This is a genomic window from Pseudoalteromonas sp. OF7H-1 (genome assembly GCF_022347825.1).
Lineage (GTDB): Bacteria > Pseudomonadota > Gammaproteobacteria > Enterobacterales > Alteromonadaceae > Pseudoalteromonas > Pseudoalteromonas maricaloris.
The window spans coordinates 19,448-41,645 of sequence record NZ_JAKRFX010000008.1 but is presented as its reverse complement, the minus strand read 5'-3'; the positions used below and the strand labels follow the sequence as shown (position 1 = coordinate 41,645).

The 22,198-nt window shown below is 42.6% G+C and carries 20 protein-coding genes; 8 read left to right on the top strand and 12 right to left on the bottom strand.

All coding sequences use genetic code 11. The features are described from left to right. Nucleotides 1-27 precede the first annotated feature (27 nt). Both MHN30_RS11470 and MHN30_RS11465 read right to left on the bottom strand, forming a co-directional pair. Nucleotides 28-636, bottom strand: a complete 609-nt coding sequence (locus MHN30_RS11470) for a LysE family transporter (protein WP_102058354.1) — start codon at nt 634-636, stop codon at nt 28-30. A gap of 37 nt (nt 637-673) precedes the next feature. After that, nucleotides 674-1,501, bottom strand: coding sequence for an AraC family transcriptional regulator (locus MHN30_RS11465; RefSeq protein WP_039496419.1), 828 nt, complete (start codon nt 1,499-1,501; stop codon nt 674-676). Nucleotides 1,502-1,811: 310 nt separating this feature from the next. Between MHN30_RS11465 and MHN30_RS11460 the strand changes: the two genes are divergently transcribed. The 3 genes from MHN30_RS11460 (at nt 1,812) to MHN30_RS11450 (ending at nt 5,228) form a co-directional block, all read left to right on the top strand. Further along, entirely contained in the window at nt 1,812-2,357 is a 546-nt protein-coding gene (locus tag MHN30_RS11460; RefSeq protein WP_239359681.1) for a DUF4410 domain-containing protein, read from the top strand. Between the two features lie 113 nt (nt 2,358-2,470). Then, nucleotides 2,471-4,507 carry a serine hydrolase domain-containing protein gene (locus tag MHN30_RS11455; RefSeq protein ID WP_239359680.1) on the top strand — a complete coding sequence of 679 codons (2,037 nt, stop codon included), beginning with the start codon at nt 2,471-2,473 and terminating at the stop codon, nt 4,505-4,507. A 298-nt stretch (nt 4,508-4,805) separates the two neighbouring features. Then, complete coding sequence (locus tag MHN30_RS11450) at nt 4,806-5,228, top strand: hypothetical protein (RefSeq protein WP_130165776.1); 423 nt, start codon at nt 4,806-4,808, stop codon at nt 5,226-5,228. Between the two features lie 39 nt (nt 5,229-5,267). On the opposite strand, the gene MHN30_RS11445 is transcribed toward MHN30_RS11450, so the two are convergent. From MHN30_RS11445 to MHN30_RS11425, 5 genes are all read right to left on the bottom strand, one after another. Further along, nucleotides 5,268-6,257: a GGDEF domain-containing protein gene (locus MHN30_RS11445; protein ID WP_239359673.1), complete on the bottom strand. Its 990-nt coding sequence runs from the start codon at nt 6,255-6,257 to the stop codon at nt 5,268-5,270. 19 nt (nt 6,258-6,276) lie between these two features. Next, on the bottom strand, nt 6,277-7,371 hold the full coding sequence (locus MHN30_RS11440) for a 5-methyltetrahydropteroyltriglutamate--homocysteine methyltransferase (RefSeq protein WP_211856655.1): 1,095 nt from the start codon (nt 7,369-7,371) through the stop codon (nt 6,277-6,279). A gap of 337 nt (nt 7,372-7,708) precedes the next feature. Beyond that, nucleotides 7,709-9,742, bottom strand: a complete 2,034-nt coding sequence (locus MHN30_RS11435) for a S9 family peptidase (protein ID WP_239359671.1) — start codon at nt 9,740-9,742, stop codon at nt 7,709-7,711. Between the two features lie 323 nt (nt 9,743-10,065). Beyond that, nucleotides 10,066-11,106, bottom strand: coding sequence for a methionine synthase (locus tag MHN30_RS11430; protein WP_239359669.1), 1,041 nt, complete (start codon nt 11,104-11,106; stop codon nt 10,066-10,068). Between the two features lie 28 nt (nt 11,107-11,134). Next, nucleotides 11,135-12,112: a DUF1852 domain-containing protein gene (locus MHN30_RS11425; RefSeq protein ID WP_039496432.1), complete on the bottom strand. Its 978-nt coding sequence runs from the start codon at nt 12,110-12,112 to the stop codon at nt 11,135-11,137. 278 nt (nt 12,113-12,390) lie between these two features. Here MHN30_RS11425 and MHN30_RS11420 point away from each other — a divergent pair, with 278 nt between their 5' ends. Next, entirely contained in the window at nt 12,391-12,585 is a 195-nt protein-coding gene (locus MHN30_RS11420; RefSeq protein ID WP_239359667.1) for a hypothetical protein, read from the top strand. Next, nucleotides 12,578-13,387, top strand: coding sequence for a sulfite exporter TauE/SafE family protein (locus tag MHN30_RS11415; RefSeq protein ID WP_239359665.1), 810 nt, complete (start codon nt 12,578-12,580; stop codon nt 13,385-13,387). The genes MHN30_RS11420 and MHN30_RS11415 overlap by 8 nt, the downstream gene beginning before the upstream one ends. 55 nt (nt 13,388-13,442) lie before the next feature. Here MHN30_RS11415 and MHN30_RS11410 read toward each other — a convergent pair whose 3' ends face one another. Further along, nucleotides 13,443-14,507 (bottom strand): linear amide C-N hydrolase, encoded by a 1,065-nt coding sequence (locus tag MHN30_RS11410; protein WP_275446625.1) that lies wholly within the window; start codon nt 14,505-14,507, stop codon nt 13,443-13,445. Between the two features lie 275 nt (nt 14,508-14,782). On the opposite strand from MHN30_RS11410, the gene MHN30_RS11405 reads away from it, so the two are divergent. Next, the gene (locus MHN30_RS11405; RefSeq protein WP_239359661.1) at nt 14,783-15,268 is read left to right on the top strand and encodes a GNAT family N-acetyltransferase; all 486 of its coding nucleotides are present in this window, start codon (nt 14,783-14,785) and stop codon (nt 15,266-15,268) included. 32 nt (nt 15,269-15,300) lie between these two features. On the opposite strand, the gene MHN30_RS11400 is transcribed toward MHN30_RS11405, so the two are convergent. Both MHN30_RS11400 and MHN30_RS11395 read right to left on the bottom strand, forming a co-directional pair. Beyond that, the gene (locus MHN30_RS11400; protein WP_239359659.1) at nt 15,301-16,164 is read right to left on the bottom strand and encodes a LysR family transcriptional regulator; all 864 of its coding nucleotides are present in this window, start codon (nt 16,162-16,164) and stop codon (nt 15,301-15,303) included. A gap of 27 nt (nt 16,165-16,191) precedes the next feature. Further along, entirely contained in the window at nt 16,192-16,656 is a 465-nt protein-coding gene (locus MHN30_RS11395; protein ID WP_239359657.1) for a hypothetical protein, read from the bottom strand. Between the two features lie 288 nt (nt 16,657-16,944). On the opposite strand from MHN30_RS11395, the gene MHN30_RS11390 reads away from it, so the two are divergent. Continuing rightward, nucleotides 16,945-18,438: a serine hydrolase gene (locus MHN30_RS11390; protein WP_130165786.1), complete on the top strand. Its 1,494-nt coding sequence runs from the start codon at nt 16,945-16,947 to the stop codon at nt 18,436-18,438. A gap of 63 nt (nt 18,439-18,501) precedes the next feature. On the opposite strand, the gene MHN30_RS11385 is transcribed toward MHN30_RS11390, so the two are convergent. Next, nucleotides 18,502-19,569 carry a hypothetical protein gene (locus MHN30_RS11385; RefSeq protein WP_239359655.1) on the bottom strand — a complete coding sequence of 356 codons (1,068 nt, stop codon included), beginning with the start codon at nt 19,567-19,569 and terminating at the stop codon, nt 18,502-18,504. An 82-nt stretch (nt 19,570-19,651) separates the two neighbouring features. Continuing rightward, nucleotides 19,652-20,320 carry a response regulator transcription factor gene (locus tag MHN30_RS11380; protein ID WP_239359654.1) on the bottom strand — a complete coding sequence of 223 codons (669 nt, stop codon included), beginning with the start codon at nt 20,318-20,320 and terminating at the stop codon, nt 19,652-19,654. A 134-nt stretch (nt 20,321-20,454) separates the two neighbouring features. Between MHN30_RS11380 and MHN30_RS11375 the strand changes: the two genes are divergently transcribed. Continuing rightward, nucleotides 20,455-22,158, top strand: coding sequence for an amidohydrolase (locus tag MHN30_RS11375; RefSeq protein ID WP_239359653.1), 1,704 nt, complete (start codon nt 20,455-20,457; stop codon nt 22,156-22,158). The last annotated feature ends 40 nt before the right edge of the window (nt 22,159-22,198 follow it).

Genomic DNA, 22,198 nt, shown 5'->3' with positions numbered 1-22,198 from the left:
TTATCTCTGCCATTATCTGCTAATTTGTTATTTTACTATCCAAGGCACTATGACATGGTCATAACCAATGCTTAAAGACACGTAGACTAATAGCGCAGCCATTACTAAGTTAAAAGCTTTAAAATACTTGGGATCGGAGATCTGTTTACCCATCATTGAACCCACTATCGAATAGCTAGTGGGGGCTCCGAATGCAAGTACAGCAAGGAGCATTGACCATATGACAACGGCAATGCCGGTAATGCCAACGCTTGGAAACTGAATGGTAGAAACCGGCAACGTTGCGATTAGCGCTTTGGGGTTGAGTAGCTGCATGAAAAGTCCGTCTCGAAAGCTCAACGATTTGGCCGCACTTCGCTTATCACAGAGCTCAACGTTAGCATGTGCCACTTTCCAAGCAATATATAGAATATAAAGGCACCCAGCCAAGCTGATAAAAGGCAGTAGCTGTGGATTAATAAACTTGAGCCCGACAATCCCTAAGATAACGAACAAGATGAACATTGCCATTCCAACACCGGCGAAAAAACCGAGATGAACACGCGTCTGTTTGTTTAGACCACTATGTAGACCAAGCAAGTTGATAGGCCCAGGGGTATACATTACCCCGATAGCATAGGCGAAAATTTCTGACATGATTTACTACTCCGATATAAGCAGTCGACGAGCTAAGCTAGCGGCCCAACTGCAACTGAAATTGTTTTGGTGTCATGCCAAATACGCGTTTAAAGTTACGATTTAAGTGACTGGCATCAGCAAAGCCGGACTCTACCGCTGCGGTGGTGGCGCTACGGCCTACAAGTAGCTGTTTGCGAGCATAGTTGATACGACAATTCAAAACATACTGGTGTGGAGTTATGCAAAAGTGTTCTCGAAAAGCTCGAATAAAGTGATATTTAGACATATTGGCGACATCAGCGATGTCATCAACCGAAATATCGTTGGCAAGATTAGCCAAGATATAGTCTTTAGCTCTTAGTACTAAAATTTCAGCCCTTGTTTTACGAAGTGGTAACTCTAAACAGCCATGCAAACGAACCAATGATTGAGCCAACTGAAACAAAGCGGCTTCGTGCTCAATTTTGGAGTAGGATCGTCCCAAAAGTTGCTGAGATATGGTAAGAACTTGATAGCGCAACAGTGGGTCATTGAACAAGGTGTCGTTAAGTCTTAGTACTGTTTCTTGTTTATAACCAAGAGAGCGAAACAGTGGTTGCAATTCTCTTGGGTGCACGTAAAGCATCACATATTCTAAGCTGTGTTCGCCCCCAGAATGACCGTCATGGATATCTTCGGGATTGAAAAGCATTACGCAGCCAGGCTGACTTTTATAAAAAGCACTGCGACAGAAAAAGTCTTGTCTGCCTTTTAGAGTGAGCCCGATCGAGTACTCTTCATGAGCATGTTTGGTGTAGGTGAAATCACTCATGGTTGCGCTCAGCATGGACACATCATCCTGCTGAGCGCTATGGGTATATATAAAGTGATTATTTTTACTCACACTCCCTCCTTCTGTTTGAGCACTTTTGCAAAACTACCAAGTCAATATATTCAAACTATCAATAAAAAACTTGAACGAAATTGCTGATGTATCCACTTCGGAGTTTGCTTAATACTCTTCACAAGGAAACTTAGTTAACCCGGGCTTTGGTCATTAAACCTATCAAATAAATCATAATAGATGCAAAGCCAAAGAGCAGAGGTGATTCAACTGCTTACCTATTACGGGAAAATATTTGATACCATAGCTGCCAACGAAGGTTAGCATGCCGTTAACCGAATATATATTGAAGGTCGGAAATTTACCCCTAATGAAACATCTTAAAATATTTGCCGTAATAATCTCAGTGCTTATTTTCAGTGGCTGCGCCGCCCACATTCAAGAGACAAGTAAAACAGCGAATAGAGCTGTAGGGAAGACGCCACAAAGTGTATTTTTGGATATTACTTCATCGCACTCAGTTTCTAAAAGTAAGTCACTTTCTAACAGCATTAATGAGCTAAAAGCGCTAATAGCCAAAGACTTTAATGGCAGTATTGTTGAGTCTGGAAGTGCAGCTCAAGCACCTTTATCAGTCGAGATCACCATCGAGCACTTTCGTTATGTGTCTGGGTTTGGCCGCTTTATGGTAGGTGTAATGGCGGGTGATGCCGAGCTGAAGCTCAATGTAAAGCTAATAAACACTGACACTAACGAGGTCGTTGGTGAGTCGATACTAGATACTCGATCTGAGTTTATCGAAGGCATTTTTGGTGCAACTACTTCTAGGCAGCTTGAAGCAGTATCTAAGAAAGTGGTGAGTATGATTGGCACGGTGGAGCGCGAAGGTAAAACTGATAATACCGCTAACTCTTAGTCGATATTGAAGTTCCAAATACTCAAAGAAACCTAGTTTTTGACGAAGGGGCTCCTGTATACCTCTTTGAGCCCCACTGATGCGCATTACAAATAAAGGGATGTGAAGCTAATATGAAAACGAAGTTTGTTGATATTACACTTGTTCTAAAAGCCTTGATGTTAACTGTCGCGATCGGCATATTTTTTAACGCGAAAGCGTGGGGTGATAACAGCCCACAGCTGTTGCGTGATAGCGCAGTTAGCGATGTACAAGCGTCCTTGGAAAATCCAGATTTAAAAGGACTACGGACTTATGTTGATGACTGGGTCAAAAAAGCAAGGGTGCAATATAATCTGCCAGGAGCTGCGGTTACTATCGTCAAAGACGGTGAAATTGTATTACTCAAAGGCTATGGATTTGCTGATGTATACAGCCAAGCTATGGTTAAACCGAATAAAACACTATTTCGCATCGGTTCTATCACCAAAACAATGACTGCACTTGCAGTAATGCAGCTGGTGGAGCAGGGTAAACTATCTATAGATACTGATGTAAATGAATATCTGAGCGAATTTAAAATACCTGACACCTTTGAAGCGCCTATTACAATCCGTGCCCTATTAAGTCATCGGGCGGGTTTTGAAGAAGCGGATGCCGGTAACTTGTTCGTTGAAAATGCCTCAGAAATGCTCAGTACAGAGCGATATCTCGCAACACATATGCCCAAGAGAATTTGGCCACCGGGTGTTAATGTATCCTATTCCAACTATGGTTTTGCTTTGCTTGGTTATCTGGTCGAGTTGCAGTCGGGTATGGATTTAGCGACTTATATGGAGCAACATATTTTTTCTGTACTGGGTATGCAAAACACGACATTACGAGAGCCAGTAAAAACCAGTGCTGCCTTAACAGCGATGAAGCCTGAGCTACAACAACAGCTTGCAACGGGGTATTTTAGGGATAGACAAGGCAATAATATCGCCAAACCTTTTGAATTTATTGGGCATGTAGGTGGTGCGGGGGCCATTTCTGCAACTGCACATGACATGGCGCTTTATATGTCAGCTCTGATGGGTGATAACAACCTGTTCGTGCAGCCAACTACCCAAAAAACAATGATACATCGACTTTACGACGATAGACCGCTGGCGACAGGGATTGCTCATGGCATGTTTAATGGCAAGCTTAAGGGCTATGAGCAGCGTCATCACTCTGGTGCCACACATACGTTTGCCGCCAACATGATGATCTTTCCTGAAGTTCAATTAGGTATTTTTGTTTCAACTAACGTTATGGGAAGCGGGGCACACTTTGTTGAGGCTTTACCGACTGCGATATTTAATAAATTTTATCGAAACAAGCCGATAAGTCTTGTAAAGCCGTCGCAGCTCAGCACATCTTCCCAAGCAAACATCTACACGCAAGTTTTAAAACAGCAAGTTAGCCAAGCAAACCTTGAAGATTATACGGGAACATTTCTGAGTACTCGTCGTTCGTATACTCAACTGGAAAAACTGGCCGCATTAGATGCGGCGGCTGAGATAGCCATTGATGATCAAAATAGGTTAGTTATGATGGTTGCAGGGAATAAAATAAAACTGGAGCACCTTGAAGCGGACGTCTTTCAAGCCGGAGCTCGAGACGCGCCTATTTTTTACTTTTATCGCGATGGGACAGGGAAGGTAAATCGTTTTTCGGCGAGTATGTGGTCTGGCGATTATGAACGAGTAAGCTTCTTACAAAGCCCACTTTTCTTCAACTTGGCGTTGGCGATATCTTCGTTGTTATCGCTATCCACTTTGCTGTTCAGTTTTGTTCGAGCTCGTAAAAGCAAAAGGCTTGGCGTAGTTGAAAAGCTGGCATTTTTTAGTTCAAGTATGATACTTGCAGCAGTGCTGGGCTTTGTTTTAATGAATGCCGATATTGTGTTCGATGAATATCAATTTCACGCAAGCTTTCCCACCATAGAGGTAAAGCTGCTACTGTCTTTGGTGATAGCAATCGTTCTCACGACCTTTTTGAAAGTGCTAAGCCTTCCAGTCATGTTGCGCATGAGTGATTTGCATTGGTTTTATAAAATACACTATTTGATTTTTACACTGAGTTGCTTGAGTTTTATTTATGCATTTTGGATTTGGAATGCGGTTGGATTTAACTATTTTGGCTAGATTTCAGCTTTTGTGTTTATGTTCTTCTCGAACGAATGCCAAATTAGGAGACAATGCATTACCAATTATCTGTGAATAAAAAGCGATAGTGTATAGCCTGATTTAGTTGTGTAGTGCAAGCTGCAAAACACCAGAGAAACCAAGTTTATAGTGTTACAAAACACTGCAAAATAATGACCGTAATGTTTAGAGTCAAGAATTGAATCAAATCATGAACTCGGCTAAGGTCGGTAATGTAATGAAAAATATATAAAAAAGAGCAATTCTACAGGCTCATCATAATTTAAGGTAAAAGTTAATGAAAAGATTCTTTCTAGGGATCATAGCTTACATTTTTTCATCGTTTGGGTGCATCGCTCATGAGCAAAATATGAATTACGCCTTTATTGGGCATTGGATATTTAGTAAACATGAAACGATTGAGAGCTTTAAAAATTCAGCAATGACAGAAGCCGAAGTCAAAGAATTCTCATCAATATTAAAACCAGCAGAAATAATCATAACCGAAAATATATATTCAGGGTTTATTCGCGGCAGAGTGCCAACTCATACTCCATATTCAATTATTTCTGTTTCGGACAGTGGCCAATGCTACAAACTTCAACTTGAGGATCCAAGAATACCTTTGAATATCCAAACGCATGAAGTGTGCGTAATCAACGATAAGCTCTTGCTTCCATCTGTTAAGGGTTCAAAGGAAGTTTTTAACAGAAAACGATAACATGATGCTAGATATAGCATGATTAAATCTGCATTTGCGTCATTCAGTCTCTACGCGTATGCAGTTTCTACCCGCCTTTTTTGCTTGGTATAGGGCAGAGTCAACTCGCTTTAGCATCTCTGATAGGTCTTGCCCATCTTGTAAACTGCCTACTCCAAAACTGGCAGTGATCTTGTGTGGGCAGGACAATTGAATGGCTTCAATCGCTTTACGGATCCGCTCAGCTACTTTCTGTGCATCATTAAGACTAGTGTTGGGGCATAAGATAAGAAACTCTTCACCGCCCCAACGAGATGCGATGTCCGTTGACCTTAGACTATTTTGAATTTCCTGCGACACACGCATCAGCACTTCATCGCCGATATGATGGCCAAACCTATCGTTTACTTGCTTAAACAGATCCAAGTCCAGAATAATCGTACTGAGGGGGAGCCCGTTAGTTAAACACTCTGCCGTTTCCTCGTGTAGTGCCTGATTCATTTTCCTACGATTGTATAAATTGGTGAGTTCATCCTTATTCGATAGCACTTCCAATTGTGCGGCCTTGACTTTATCTTGTGTGACATCCAGCATCAGGCCAATTGAATTAAGGGGCTGACCAATGCCGTTTAGTAGCGTTTCACAGTGGTGTCTTACATAAAGTGTGGAGCCGTCAGCTCTAGTTACAACATGCTCAAATGTGGTGCTTCCACCGTGAACAAAAACATTGTGGAGCTGCTGTTTTATTGCTAGCTCGGCGCTTGGATCTAGTGCATTGATAAAGTCGTCCCACTGTGTAATGGCTTCGCCATCAATACCGAGCATTGCAGCAAGTTTATCGCTCATTTTAACGCTGTAGGTTAGGTGGTTAAGCCGCCACGTACCGACATTAGCAAGCTTTTGAATATCCAGCAGAGCTTTTCTATCGTATTCGTTCTCACGTAACCTTTGTTGCAGCTTGTGGTTTTCTATTTCTAATGCCAGCACTTCATCTTCAAGTTTAGCAATTAGATCTGCGTCATCTGATTTAGGTGGAAATACTTCGCTCATGCATAACCCATTGGCTAATTCAATTTTTCTGCGCACGTGTATTGAGTGCTTCTTCGGCCATTTGTGTGCCGACTAGTCGCGATTTTATTTTTTCATATACTATTTCTCTGGTTGTTGAACTATCATCGGCGAATGGCGAAAAACCGCAATCATCACAAGTGCCTAGCTGTGGAATAGGAATAAATTCACTCGCCAGTAACACCAGATCTCGTACGGATCCAGGGCTCTCAATTTCGCGACTGTTCGGGTTAATCACACCAATAAATACACGTTGGAAGGGCTTGAGGATGCTGCCTATCAGCTTCAGGGTTTTCTTGGGGTTCTCTTCACCTCTAAGTGCAACGTAGAAGCTTCCTGCATTAATGTCGAAAAGCGTGGGCAGCAGATATTTATAGTCAATGTCGGCGCTATGGGTTGCATCAATATCAGCACCCGGACAGGTATGAATACCAATTCGTTGCCTTTCGCTATCACTAAATTGGGCGAGACATTTATTGATTAGCTCAACAAAGGACTTGAGGGTCTGACCTGACGGGTCTAGTTTTAAAGACAGCCTCGCTTCTGTAAAGTCAATTTGTACTTTGTGTGCACCCAGTGCTAAGCAGCGTTTTACTTCGCCAACATGCTCAGTTATCAAATCACTGATAAAACTTTCGTGATCGTAATTTTCAATCCCGTGAGATGGATAAACTAAGCTCAACATTGAAGGAGAAATAACGGCTTGTTTGACGGGCACAGTTGCGTGTTTGAGTGCGAAAGCGAGAAATTCATCCGCCGTATGTTGATAGCGAAATGGCGGTACTTTAAGGTGTGGCGCAAAGACCCGAGAGTGACCATCGTTAAAATCAACGAGCAAGCCCTGATCTGAGTAGCAAGGTGAATCGTGTAAGCAATAGTGAGCAAAACCATCAAACTTTCTTTGCTCGCCATCACTGACGACCTGACAGCCAATCGCTTCGAGCTCTTTTATCACTTGTTGTGTTTCGTGCTCTGCAATTTCGTTTAAAACCGCGTAACTTATCTTTCCTTGCTTATAGTCCCTGTAAGCGCTTATTAAACAGGGGTTTCGAGGAATTGATCCGATTTGTTCGCTGGGGATCTGGAACCGCGCCATCGTAGTCTACCTTCTCGAGTTGCTTATTCTAAGTAAAACGATAAAAAACCATAAATAATCAAACAAATGTGCGCTTATACCAATCCAGTTACTTTGTCTGTTTTACAACCACACAAGCGCCAATGTGAGTATAGGATCAAATAGATATAATCGCCTTGATTGCGTGGGATTTTAGTCGGTGAGATAACCGTTAGCGGAAGCTTCAAGCGAGGCGAGGTGGTGTTTTAAAGCTAACTTTAAATGCGAACTTTAAAAGTAGTGAGTTCGCTACTTTTATAAACTTCAGATTAAAAACGAGTCGATTTATGAAAAAAGCCGCTTTACGCGGCTTTTTTCCTTACTTCTTGTACTTTTCAAACCAAGCGAGCGTGTGCTCGATTTTGCTGATCATCCGAGAAGGACGGCCTGCAATTCCATGTGGCGCACCTGGAATTTTGACCAGTACAGAGTCAATTTTACGTAGCTTAAGTGCTTGGTAGAACTGCTCGGTTTCGGCCATTGGCGTGCGCAAGTCTTCTTCACCCGTCATTAGCATGGTTGGTGTGGTTACGTTGCCAACGAGCGAAAGCGGTGAGCGCTGCCAATAGTGTTCCATATGCTCCCATGGCATGCCCGGGAATTGCGTTGGAATTTGACCAAGACCACTGTCAGCGGTAAGCACTTTACTCAGCCAGTTGATCACAGGCTTTACGACAACAGCGGCGTTAAAACGGTTCGTTAAGCCAATCGCGTAGGCTGTTGCGATACCACCTGCAGAGCCGCCAGCAATAAACAGATTATCTTTGTCGATAAAGCCTTTCTCAAGCATAGCGTCTACCCCTGAGTTATGATCGGCAAAGTCTTCTTTCGAGCTGTATTTGTACTTGAGCAACATTGCAAAGCGCTCGCCGTAAGAGCTGCTGCCTCTGTGATTGTCGTAAAATACCACATAACCTTCAGCGGCATAACGCTGTAATTCTGCTGAGAAATGGGGGCCGTAGGCTAAGTGTGGGCCACCGTGAATTTCTAGTAGTAACGGATATTGTTTTTTCGGGTCAAAATTTGGTGGCGTAATATACCAGCCCTGAATTTTTTCCCCGTCGAACGATGAGCTATACGTGATCTCATGCACTTTACCAAGAGTTTTATGTGCAAGTAGGTCTTCGTTAAGGCGGGTTAATTGCGTTACTTTGCCTTTTCTTGTTGTGATAGCGATGTCTGCAGGGCGCTCACTCGACCCTTGCGTAAAGGCAATTTCCCCATCAAAGTTAGCACTAAATTCACCGCTTAGATAAGGACGACCAAGGGTTGTGCCTGAGAGCGTATCTGTGATGTCGGTAATTTTGTCTTTTGTGGTGATGCTCGCGAGCTTTCGCTTGCCGTGGTCATCGTAAGTCATCGCCAGTCTATCACTGCCAATCCAAGTTGGGTCTTGGATTGAGCGGTCGAAGTCTTTGGCAATCATGTGAGAGGTTTTGTCCTGCCAGTCCATAATATTCAGTTTGCTATTACGGTAAGGGTTTAGCGCGTTCGATGCACTAAGGTAAGCCAGCTGTTTACCATTTTCGGAAAAGCTAGGTGCGTACTCACGACCAGGAGCAGATGTAAGCTGGGTGATATTACGGTTAAAATCAACTTCGAATAAGTCGCCCTCTAGGCGCTTGTATTCCCAGTCTGCAATGCGGTTTGCTGAAAACACAATCGCCTGTGCGTCTGCTCGCCACGCGAGTTTCCCACTATGGTGGTAATTACCTGAGGTTAATTGGCGTGGAGTGCCGCCTTCACTCGGTAACACGAAGATCTGACGATAGCCGGGTTTGATAAGACCTCGGCCATCTGCTTGGTAGTAAGCTTTGTCGATAACAATGGCAGAGTCGGACCACTTCGCGCCTTTTGGTTTTTCTGGCATTTTGGCGATGACCGCAGGCTTTTCAGCAACCTTTTGGCTAAAAGCCAGCCATTTGCCATCTGGTGACCAAGTTAAGCCACTGATCCCAGATTGCAACTGTGTAAGTAGTGCCGTACGGTTTTGAGTAAGATAATGTACATGAATTTGTGTGCTACCGGATACATTGCTCACAAAGGCGATTTTGCTACCATCTGGCGACCAACGAGGTTGACTGTAATTGTTTTCATCAGAAAAGAGTGGTGATTGTGCGCCTGACTTAGTATCGACCAGCCACAGGTTTTGTCGCTTAGCATCCTTCATTACATCATTGCTGTTACGCACATATACCACCTGAGTACCATCTGGTGATATTTGCGGGTCGTTTGCATATTCCAGCTCAAAAATGTCTTTAGCCTGTAATCCCACCTCAGTCTGTGCGACTGTTGGCAATGCAGCGCAAGCCAGTAAAGTGCAAATGAGCGTCCGTTTCAATCCAAAAGGCATAATGCCACCCTCTATATAATTTTTATTCAGGGCTACATAGTTATTCAGGTGCAATTCAATGTCACCTAATACGCGATAGAACGAAATAAAAACTCGATGTGTCAAATAGAATAGGAATGAGTGGCCGTTTTTTGTGTGAAATCGGATGAAAGTTGCGGATGTTTGAAGTGAGTGTCCGTAAGTTATCTGTGCGTAAGTTATCTGAAAAAATGAGTGTTCATCAATAATGGCAAGCCGCTAAAGCTGCGCCGCTATCATTCCTTGAAGGCGGCACATAATTTAAGTTTTATTTAGCTGCTAGCGTTATGATTAACCAAGCTTGATTAAGCTGATTTTTTGGCTAATAGCTCTTGGCGCACAAGTTCTGCCCCTGCGCTCAATGCGGCTAGTTTACCTCTTGCCACTTCACGAGAAAGTGGCGCCATGCCGCAGTTAGTGCATGGGTAGAGTTTGTCGGCGTCAACAAACTCAAGGGCTTTACGTAGCGTGTTGGCAACTTCTTCTGGTGTTTCGATAGTGTTGGTTGCAACATCAATCGCACCAACCATCACTTTTTTACCACGGATCAACGCTAACAAGTCGATGGGCACGTGAGAGTTATGGCACTCTAAAGAGATGATATCGATATTGGATTTTTGTAGCTTAGGAAACGCCTCTTCATATTGACGCCATTCTGAGCCTAAGGTTTTTTTCCAGTCGGTGTTGGCTTTAATACCGTAGCCGTAGCAGATATGCACTGCGGTTTCGCATTTGAGTCCTTCAATAGCGCGTTCAAGCGCCGCAATGCCCCAGTCGTTGACCTCATCAAAAAATACATTAAACGCTGGTTCGTCGAATTGAATGATATCGACTCCAGCGGCTTCCAGCTCTTTGGCTTCTTGGTTAAGGATTTTCGCAAATTCCCACGCTAGCTTTTCACGGCTTTTGTAGTGGTCATCATACAGCGTATCTATCATCGTCATAGGACCTGGCAATGCCCATTTGATAGGTTTGTCTGTTTGGCTGCGTAAAAATTTGGCATCTTCAACAAAAACTGGCTTTTGGCGAGATACTGGGCCAACCACGGTCGGAACACTGGCATCATAACGGTCGCGAATTTTTACCGTTTGACGCTTCTCAAAGTCCACACCGCTTAGGTGTTCAATAAAAGTGGTTACAAAGTGTTGACGGGTTTGCTCGCCGTCACTCACGATATCAATCCCTGCAAGTTGTTGCTCTTGCAAAGCAATACGTAGCGCATCGTTTTTGCCATCAGTAAGCTCGTCGCCCTCTAGTTTCCAAGGTGACCACAGGGTTTCTGGCTGAGCAAGCCAAGCGGGCTTAGGTAAACTGCCAGCAGTAGACGTTGGTAATAGTGTTTTCATAATAAATGCTGTTCCATATTCCCGTTGATTATAAAGCGTAATTTGCAGACCACTGTTCAAGCACGGTTTGGTAAGGCTTGATAAAATGCTCTTCGGCAAATCGACCTTGTGCAATCGCCAACTGGCTGCGCTCTTCGCGGTCATAAACAATCTGCGTTAATGAGTGATCTAGGTTTTTCAAGTTTGGCTGATAGCACTTGCCTGCAACCGCATTGGCGTTGTAAATCTCAGGGCGGTAGATCTTTTGGAATGTTTCCATAGTGCTGATGGTGCTGATCAACTCCAGATTGGTGTAGTCATTCAGTAAGTCACCAAAGAAGTAAAAAGCCAAAGGTGCAACGCTATTTGGTGGCATAAAGTAGCGCACCTGTAAGCCCATCTTTTTGAAATATTGCTCAGTTAATGATGACTCATTTGGCTGATATTCAAAGCCAAGCACAGGGTGCTGATTTTCAGTGCGGTGATAGATTTTGTTATCCGATACACTTAGGCAAATCACCGGTGGCTTACTAAAGTGACTCTTGTAAGCTTCTGAATCGACAAAGTATTTAAATAGCTTACCGTGTAAGTCGCCAAAGTTAGCTGGGATGCTGAATTTAGGTTGATCTTTATTATGATCAAGCAATAGCACGCTAAAATCATAGTCACGTACGTAAGATGAGAAGTTGTTACCAACAATTCCCTCAATGCGTTCATTGGTTTTGTGGTCAACAATATTGGTTTTTAACACCTCAATTGACGGGAAAGTTTGTCCACTGCCTGCAATATCCATATCAACTGAGACTATCTCAAGCTCAACAGAATAACGGTCGCCTTTTGGGTTATCCCAGTTAGCCAATGCGTTAAAGCGATTATCAATCATCTTTAAGGCATTGCGTAAGTTTTGCTGGCGGCTTTCGCCTCTTGCCAAGTTAGCAAAGTTAGTGGTGATCCGCGTGCTGTTTGACGGATGGTAATTCTCGTCAAGACGAATGCTCTTAATAGTGAAAGTAAACTCGTTATTCATGTTCTTCAGGTATCCAATTCTAATGCTGACGCGCTCGGCAATTACGTTTCACAGCGATAAACAGATATCCACGGGGACGCAGTGAGAGTGCCGAACATTAAGTGATGTGAGATTTATACGTGGATCACAAGATGAAGAAAAACGGTTTTATTTCACATAAAACATGAGTCTGATTCATGAGTTACAAAAATAGATGCCGCTTATTGAGTCACATGTGCAGGAAATATGAGCAATTGTAGAGTGAAACCCTTTGGAAATCCGAGAGTCTAGACTGCTAAATGTCTAAATTGCATTTGTTTCAAGTAAAACGTGAGGAATATTCAAGGCTTATCCAAGTTAAAAGCACCAATGGCAAAGCGTTATGTTGTTATACTCGCCAGCGCTTAGGTGGCAGAAAGGCTAAAAGCAACGCCGATATTGCTCACTTAGGTGATTGCGCCTCAATTAAAAGAAGAGATAAGTGGAATGAGTGAGTTGATATTGTTGTTTGTGTATTGTGCACTACTCGGTAGTGTTGTCGGCTTTTTAGCCGGGTTGTTAGGTATTGGCGGTGGGCTGGTTATTGTTCCGGTGCTTAGCAGTATTTTACTGTATTTTAACATGTTACCACCGGAGCAAGTGGTGATAGCCGCCGTAGCGACATCGCTGGCATCCATTTTATTTACTTCTACCTCATCGGCAATCGCGCATCATAAAAATGGCAATGTACCTTGGGATGTAGCGCCGTGGATAATGACGGGCGTTGCATTAGGCGCGCTTATCAGTGGTTTTTTGGCTGCGCTATTACCCGAAAACGCAGTGCGTATTGTATTTGCAGTAAGCGTGGTATTGATAGCAATAAAAATGTTTTATAGCAGCAAAAATGAGAGCACAACCCAAAGGCAGCTGCCAAATAAAGGCATACTTACGGTATTAACGACGATCACCGGTGGTTTATCTGCCATGATAGGCATTGGCGGTGGAGCGCTTTTGGTACCGCTGTTGACGTTTTTCTCTGTTGATATGAAAAAGGCCATAGGATGCGCTTCTGCATGTGGCATTGTTATCGCGCTCTTTGGTTCCGTTGGCTACATTAGCTCGGGCAGTGCGCACTTTGCACTTTCGGATGGTTTCGCCGGATTTGTTTATTTGCCAGCCCTGTTAGGAATTGTGTGCACGTCTTGGTTCACCGCTCCAATGGGGGCTAAAGCCACGCATCACTTGCCTGTTGCCACGATTAAAAAGGTATTTGCGGTGCTGTTGTTAGTGATGGCTGTGAATATGGCGGTAAATTAAGTGCTTTTGAGCCAAAACGAACTATAGCGTGTTTGGCTCAGAAGCTCTGCTAATCTTACTTTTTGAACGGATCTTCGGTTGGTTCAAAATGCTTGTTTAACTTGCCATTTCTGGTGCTATTGATGTACTCCCCAGATGGCTCTTCGCTTATCAGTGTGAAGGCACTGACTGGCGATTCAAAGTTAAAGTTTGTCAATTCCACCCAAGCAACATGAGGCGTGCGGGCATTGCAAAAGTAATAGGTTTGGCTCCTATGCGCTGCAACGGTTGTCCACAAGGTATTAGATATATTTGGGCTGGCACTGCTTGTAAAATTATAGCCAAGGGGTACTGATGCACTTGCAGCAACCGAGCGAGCCTGTGCAAGGGCATCATGCTCATCGTTTGGTAAATCTAAGTGATTAAGATAAAACGCAGCGCGCTCGAATCTATCGGTTGAGTATGGACCGCCAGGGATCGTATGGCTCGGCTGATTGTTTTTATCACTCCATTGCCACAGCCAATAATCATTAATCCTTAGCTGATCTTCATAACTTGGTTCATTGGTAACTACGCGATAGTCAGCGCTGTGATGGATCTTAAAAACCCCATTCTCAACTTCGATAATGGCTGAATCGCCACTGATATCCGACACTATTAAATGCAATGCTGCGGTTTTACCTTCGCTGTTAGGTACTTCTGCACCAACGACCTGAATTTCTTGTTTGCTGAATACGTCAACGACTTCCTTGACGAGTACAAATTTATCTAACACATATTGCAACCATCTCAGGACGCTCAGCTGCTTTTTACTTTTGCATGCTGATTTACCGTACGTCGCGCCTGAGTCGTACAATACATTTGCGACAAGCCCCATAGAGTTCATGCCATCGGAGGCTGCCCAGCCGCTGCAATCATCTCCAACCATAGCGACCACACTACTATAGGAAGATGTCCACGTAAGTGGGTTGCGAGTTTTCTCACTTGCTATTGCCTCTAGCTCCGAAACAGGCTCAAGCCCCGATTTTTTTAGTCCTTTTTCAAGTACAAACAAGCTGGTAGGTAATATAAACATCCAGTCCATATTTCTGGCAGTAGCCAAATATGCTCTATTCCAGTTATTAAAAGCTCTAGTACACATAACAACCTCACAAGAAAGATAAATATCCTTTTGATGAGTGGTTTCTCATCAATATACTGTTTCATACTAGGCTTTGAAAAAGGCTTAATACATTACAGAAAGTTACAGTGCATTACAGGAGTGGTAAGTCAGTAGCTATTAGCGTGAAAAACTAACGATTCGACAAGTATTCGTCTCAGGCTCCCTAAAACAAAAGTGGTGTGAGGTTAGTAGAATGAGTATATTTTCAAGAATTGGGTTAATTGCTATCAGGTATGACGTTTAGAGGAAATGGGATGATAAGAGAGATAACTCGGAATGATTTTGAGTCATTTTGGCCAACATTTTCAGAAGTGATCCAAGCGCAAGAAACGTATGCATTTGACTCAAATATGAGTATGGAGCAGGCATTTTTACTTTGGTGCGAAACGCCTCTCAAAGCTTTTGCATATGTTGAAAATGGGCAAGTACTTGGCAGCTATTATTTGCGACAAAATGCGATGGGTCCGAGTAGCCACATATGTAACTGTGGTTACATGGTGTCGAGTTTGGCTCGTGGTAAAGGAATTGCACGGCTGATGTGTGAACATTCCCAGCAACAAGCGTTAGCGCTGGGGTTCGAAGCCATGCAATTTAATAGTGTGGTATCGACCAATGAACTGGCGATTAAATTATGGCAAAAGCTTGGTTTTACCATTGTGGGCACTATTCCCAAGGCATATAAACACAGGATATTGGGCTTGGTTGATAGCTATATTATGTATAAATGGTTAGCTGATTAAAATGGACAGGCTCTAAACTAACGTGGCGAATGTTATTTTGCGCAGTCGATCAGTATGTGTTTACTGCGCATAGTCTTAAGTAAAAAGCTGATGAGCCGCTTGACGTTGGGTAAGGATTTTTTTGTTGGATGGGTCAAGATCCATAAATCTGCATAGTGCTCACTCGCTGGTGCAAATTCAATTAAATTAGGGAAATGCCTTGCAATATAGTGCGCCCCTCTGATCATACCAAGCCCTTCGGATGCAGCCTGATGACGCAGCACCAAATCTTCAATTGATAGAGAAACTGGGGCGGTTGGATAGGGCGTATCAAGTAGCCAAGTCGGTCTTTCTGCTACGCCGGCGGTTATCCAAGAAACGCTTTCACTCGTGCGTTTATCGAGATAGTCTTTATGCATGAAGTAACCAAGTGAAATCGGAAATAGCCGGTGACCAACTAAGTGCTCATCCGGAACGTGAGAAGCTCGGATCACGACATCGGCTTCTGATTTCTCTAGATCGGAAAGTGCATAGGTAGTATTAATCGACAGTGTGAGAAAAGGATTGTTCTGCTGAAATTCATGTAATTCGTCTAACAAGACAAACTGCAAAATCGCTGGGGGAATAGATAAGTTTATTTGTTGTTTTAACTGCTTAACTGAAGTGTTAATTTGGCTTAAGTGAGGGGCAAGGCAGGCTTCCATGTTTTCAGCGGCACTGAGCAGCTGCAGTCCCAATTCAGAAAACGAGACTTTGCCTTGCGAAAGCATGCATATATCAAGACTAAAGCGTTGATTTAAAGCATGTAGCCTACGAGATACCGTCGTGTGGTTTACGCCTAGAACTTTGGCCGCACCTCTGAGTGTATTGGCACGCTTTAATGCAAGCAGTAATTGAAAGTCATCCCAGTTTTCCATGCCTACAACACCAAAGTTTAGATGCAATTAAAGTAAAGTGTTTTTCGCATCATGTACAGCGAACGCAGATATTTTCCATTCACCATCAACTAAATAGACGTAATAGCTTGCGCCTACTTTATTAAAAAGTGCGCCTGATTGGGTGTATCGCTCAGCAATGTTGCTTACTAACGCAATATTTTTATCAAGAAAATGAATACTGACCTTGCTCCACTTTACGTGACTGACACCTTCTTCCTTCAGGCGTGTTAAGAATACTTGCACCTGTTTATTCATTTGCGTTTGTGTGATCACGCTCGGCTTTGAACTTGATGACATTAACATAAGCGTATCTGTGTACAGTTGAGGACTGGTTGGTAAATCACCAGTTTGCAGATAATGGTTGTATTTACTCATGTAGCTGTCGAACAGTTTATTGATTTTAGCTGTGTCCGTTTCTGCCAATAACTGGCTACTAAAAGTAAATAAAATAAACAGGATAGCGGCTCTCATAAGATGTTGCTCCAAGTCAGTTTTTTATGAGTCTAGCAGGCAAAAGCTGGTTTTATGTGGATTATTATGTGCTTGCTATGTTGCGCTTACGCACCGTCTGGAAGGCTTGTAAAGTGTATTTTGCGGTGTTCCGGAAGTGCTACAAGTCTTATAAGAATGTCCCACTTTCGATACACCATCAACGTAATAGTTGAAGGAATTTATATTTAACCTATTGTTTTTTATAGCTATATATTTTGGCGTGTAAGTTGATTGACTCAACATGTATAAAAACAACAAGGATTAATTATGAAAAAGTTTGTCTTGTCTGCCATTACTTCAACCGTATTAATGTTGAATAGTATGAATGTGCAAAGCTTTGAAGATGACCGAGTACAATTGTTAGAAGCTTACTTTACACACTGCGAACAAATAAAGTTATGCAATGGCAGTGTCTTAGTTGCAGAAAATGACGCCATACTTTTCCAAAGAACGATGGGAGAGGTTAGTCACGCTAGTGAAGAGCTGCTAGGGACTCAACATCAGTTTGATATTGGTTCTATTTCAAAGCAGTTTACCGCTATCGCGATCATGATGCTTAAAGAGCAAGGCAAACTGAAATTTGAAGATCCCGTTTATTTATATATTCCTAACTTTCCATATAAAGATATTAAAATCAATCAGCTATTAAACCACACTTCTGGTGTGCCAGATATGATGCCTTATATCTCGGACTTGTATCGTCAAGGAAAAGTGGACTCCAGCCTTGATCAAAGTTTTTTATTGAGTGTGCTGCTGAGTGAGCAACCTGCATTAATGTTTAAACCGGGTGAGCAATTTAAATACAGTAATACTGGCTATGTTGTACTTGCAAAAGTCATTGAGTCAGTATCTAGAATGCCGTATAGCCAGTTTCTTCAACAGCAAGTATTTTCACCCCTTGGTATGCATTATACAGTTAGTCGAACCAAGTTGACGGAAAAGAAAATAACAACTCGTGCATATGGGTTTCGTCGTCACTTAAATGATAAGAAGCGCGCCTTTGATCAAATTCCTTTCTTTGATGTTGAGGGGATGGGCGGGATCTATTCAACGACTCAGGACTTGTATAAGTGGCACTTAGCGTTAAGCAATAATAAACTTATTTCGAAGGAAACTTGGCTGCAAGCGCTGCAGCCGACCAAAACATTAGACAACAACACTAAACAGTACGGTTATGGATTCATGTTAAAGGCTGATGCCTATGATCATCCCAAGTTTGGCCACAGTGGCCACTGGCGAGGTTTTAAGTCGATTTACAGCCATCAATTGGATGATAATAGAACTATTATTCTATTAACAAATAATGGTCAAGATGACGTTGTTGATGAGAATGAAAAAGCGGTAGAAGCCATTTTAGCGATGAAACCATACCCTCAAGTGAAACAACCTATTTCAGCAGTTCTTTATAAGATGTTTACCCAAGGGGAACCTGCTGAGGCGAGAAGTCAATATAATCGCCTCAAGGCCGATAGGTATAACAATTATGATTTTTCAGAAGCGCAGTTGAATGACTTGGGATATGCGCTTTTGGGAGAAGAGAAAAATGCCGCTGCTATTGCTGCATTTGAGCTAAACGTTGAAGCATTCCCTAGTTCAGCCAATGGGTTAGATAGTTTCGCAGAGGCACTGATTGCCGATAATCAACTAAAACGTGCAAAGGCGATTTTAAAACAGGCAATTGTACTTGACCCTAACCTCGAATCTGCAAAGAAGCAACTAGCGAGCTTAGAAACACCTGTAAGTACGAAAAATTCGCTGTAGTAACAGTTGTCTTGGCCAAATGCTGGATGAGCTATCATGATTCAGCAGCTAAGTGCGTCACTTTTATAGTTTAGTGAGCTTCAAACTGAACGTAAACTCAGTCTGACTAGAGGTTAGTTGCCAATTTGCTTTTTTAGCTATGGCTTTGATGATAAACATCCCTATACCGTGACTGGACTGGTGGAATAGCTCCTCATTGATGGCGTTTTCAAACTGTAAATACTGCGAATGAACTGTGACTTTAAGTGGTGCAATACCGTACTTATTAAAGTTAGTTTCTATTTGTTTGAGTAACAAGGCTAATTCGGGTTTAGTTAGTTGTAAATAGTGTTCTGGAGCAAGAAGCTCAACTTGAATATCTGCATCACTGGTGTTTGCCCACTCTAGTAGCGTTTGGTTCATTTTCGTTTTAGAGGACACATTGCAGTCTTGCGGTTGCCATAAATTCAGAATTGTATCGCATAATTGAGTCGTATCGCGCTGAGCATGTTTTAGCGCATCTATTAGCGATAGGCTGGGTGGAGGTAACATATCAAGTTGGTCAAACCTTGCTAATTGATGTCCGATTAACGTGAGCGGTTGTCTGATCTCATGACTTAAAAAACTAGCAAATTCATATTCACGCTTCACTGCATTTTTTTGTTCTGTCACCGCATCAAGTATCGCTTGTTGAGCAAGGGCTAATTCACTAAAAATGATAGTGTGGTGACTCGCTAGTTGCTCGATATTTGTTCTAAAGTAATGCGTTTGTTGCCTCACTTTTCGTAAAACAAAAAAGATGACTATGGCTAAAACGCAGAGCATCATTGAAGTTACAGTGAATAATAGAGGCTTTATATCTAGGGATTGATGCTGTTCGAAACGATGCAACACATAGAGTGCAGGGGTGTTATGTAGAGGGGGGAGTTTAAGATAATAGGTATCTAAGCCATTTTCACTGATCAGGGTCGGTTGTTCCCATGGAACGCCATGATTAAAGTTATTCTGTTCGCGTTCATTCAGGCTACCAAGCGTTTGAGTCATTGTTCGAAATCTAGTATCAATTTCTTGCTGTTGTATTTGAAACTCGTGCGCATCCTCATAAAGGTAAAACTCTGCGGTGTCATCTAGTCCAAACCAATAAATCACCATTGTGGTACTGAAAAAAATGAGACTAATAATTATAAATATCCCCACTAACCGATTAGTGAGATATGTTGTTAAGGATAGTGTGCTATTTTGCATCCAGCAGGACTCCAACCCCTTTTATGGTATGAAATAACTCCAATTCATGACCTTGACTGAGGTTTTTTCGTAATCGACTTAAAAGTGACTTATACATATCAGGCGAAACGTCATCATGTTGCCAGACATGTTCTATTACAGTGTGTTTTGATACTGGGTTAGGGGAGTGCCGGATCAAAAGCTTCAATAAGCACCATTGTTGTGGTGACAATGTGATTGGCCTCAACGCGCGAGTTGCAATGTGGGCACTTAAGTCCACCGTGAGGGTATCAAGGTGAAATATTTCACTCGGTTGGGGGTGATGCTTTCGCCCAAGTAGTTTTAATCTTACGCTAAGCTCGGCAAGTTCGAAGGGCTTAGTGAGATAGTCAAGTGCACCAAGCTCAAACGCACGCAACTTTGCCTCTATACAGTGCTGCGCGGTTAGAAAGAGAATGGGAGTTTGTTTGTGGCTTATTGAAAACTCACGGGCAAGTTCAAAGCTGAAACCGTCTGGTAGTTCTAAGTCCAGTACAATTGCATCATATTGTTGTTCTGACGATATGACTTTAGCGCTAGAAATGCTGTCTGCATAATCAACCTCAATGCCTTCATCATTGAGGTAATTTGCGGTGATGGTAGCGAGCTGGCGATCATCTTCAACCAATAAAATAATCATAAAAACGCGGTTTTGTCTGTTGCTTCCTCTATGCTAGCGAACCTGAAATGTTTTAGCGACTAAAATATGAGAATGGTGGTTACCTTTTGGTTACCTAAGTATAGCTATACTAGGAGGACTTTTAGGAGAGCGATATGAACAAGCGAGATACGATGATCACATTTACCGCGATAGCTTTGAGCTGTGTATTAGCTGGGTGTGGAGAGAATAATACGCTAACAACTCAAATAGAACCTTCAGATCCCCAGTTTGCAGACAAAGTGTTTAGTAACGCTGCTATTTACACTGTTACACAATCCAAGCCTTGGGCCCAAGCCATGGCGATCAAGGATGGCGAAATCGTTTATTTAGGTGATGACAAAGGAGCTCAGTCCTATATTGGTAAAAAAACAAATGTGTATGATTTAGGAGGTAAGATGGTACTTCCAGGCCTTCATGATGTCCATATCCACCCATTGGAATCAGCGTCAGATGCAACGCATTTTACAGCTGCGCAGTACGACACAATAGATGGTTATCAGGATGCACTTTACCAAGTTGCAAGCGAAAACCCTGATGCAGCTTGGTTAATCGGCTATGGTCATAATATAGATACCTTACTTGATCTCGATATATCGCCTAAAGCTTTAATTGATGAGGTAATCCCAGACCGACCAGTCATTATCATGGAGCAAACTTCACATTCAATGTGGGTAAACTCCAAAGCCCTCTCGTTGGCTAACATACATGCGAGCAGCCGTGATCCGATAGGAGGGGTTATTGGCCGAAATAATGCCGGAGAGCTGAATGGCATCTTGTATGACAACGCGGGCAATATTGCTATGGATCTTGCAATGCAATCTTTAGGAGATGAGCAGAGCCAAAACTATAATGGCTTTGTTGAATATACTCAGCCTATGCTTTTAAGCCACGGAATAACATCTATTAGTGATGCTCGCGTATATTGGCAACGCGGCCAATTAGATACTTGGCAAAAGCTACAAGCGGATGGTGTTTTGAAGATGCGAGTCAGCTTGGGCTTATGGGCTTATCCAGAAGCAAGTGATGAAAGCCAAATTAGAGCGCTTAAATCGTTTTATAATACGACGCCAAATAGCTTATTAAAAGTCGACCAAATAAAGTTTTACATGGATGGTATTTTGGTGAATACCACTGCGGCAATGAAAGAGCCTTATAAAGTAGATTGGCTTGAGCTCGATGGTAACCGTGGAGTGAATTATTTTACCCAAGCTCGATTAGAGAAATATATAAAAGCATTGGAGCCTAGTGGCTTTGACTTTAACATTCATGCAATTGGCGACAGAGGAATACATGAAGCGTTAAATGCTATTGAAGCAGCCTCTAAAGGAGCTGCTCGGCATCGCCTTACACATGTAGAAGTTGTTGATCCTGAAGATTACAAGAGGTTTTCTGCGCTGAGTGTGATAGCTGATGCACAAGTCGCAGGAGAATTTACTCAACCGCATCATTGGCAAGAAATGCAACCACTGTTAGGCCGCGAGCGGGCTGATCATTTGGTTCCAATTAAAAGCCTAAGTGAAAATGGTGCGATGCTCACGCTGAGCAGCGATTGGAATGTGAGTACGCTTAATCCTTTTATCGGTATCGCGAATGCAATTACTCGACAGCCTGAAGCAATCTCATTAGAACAAGCAATCGCAGCCTACACAATAAATGCTGCGTACGCGATGCGACAAGAAGACATTGTTGGAAGTCTTGAGGTTGGAAAGCTTGCTGACTTTATTGTGTTAGACCAAAATCTATTCAATATATCATTCGAAGAAATAAAAGCGACCAAAGTTACGCAAACGTGGATCCATGGAAATCAGGCCTTTTAACGTTGGGCTAATGGCTTGACTGTTCATAACCAGTCGAGAA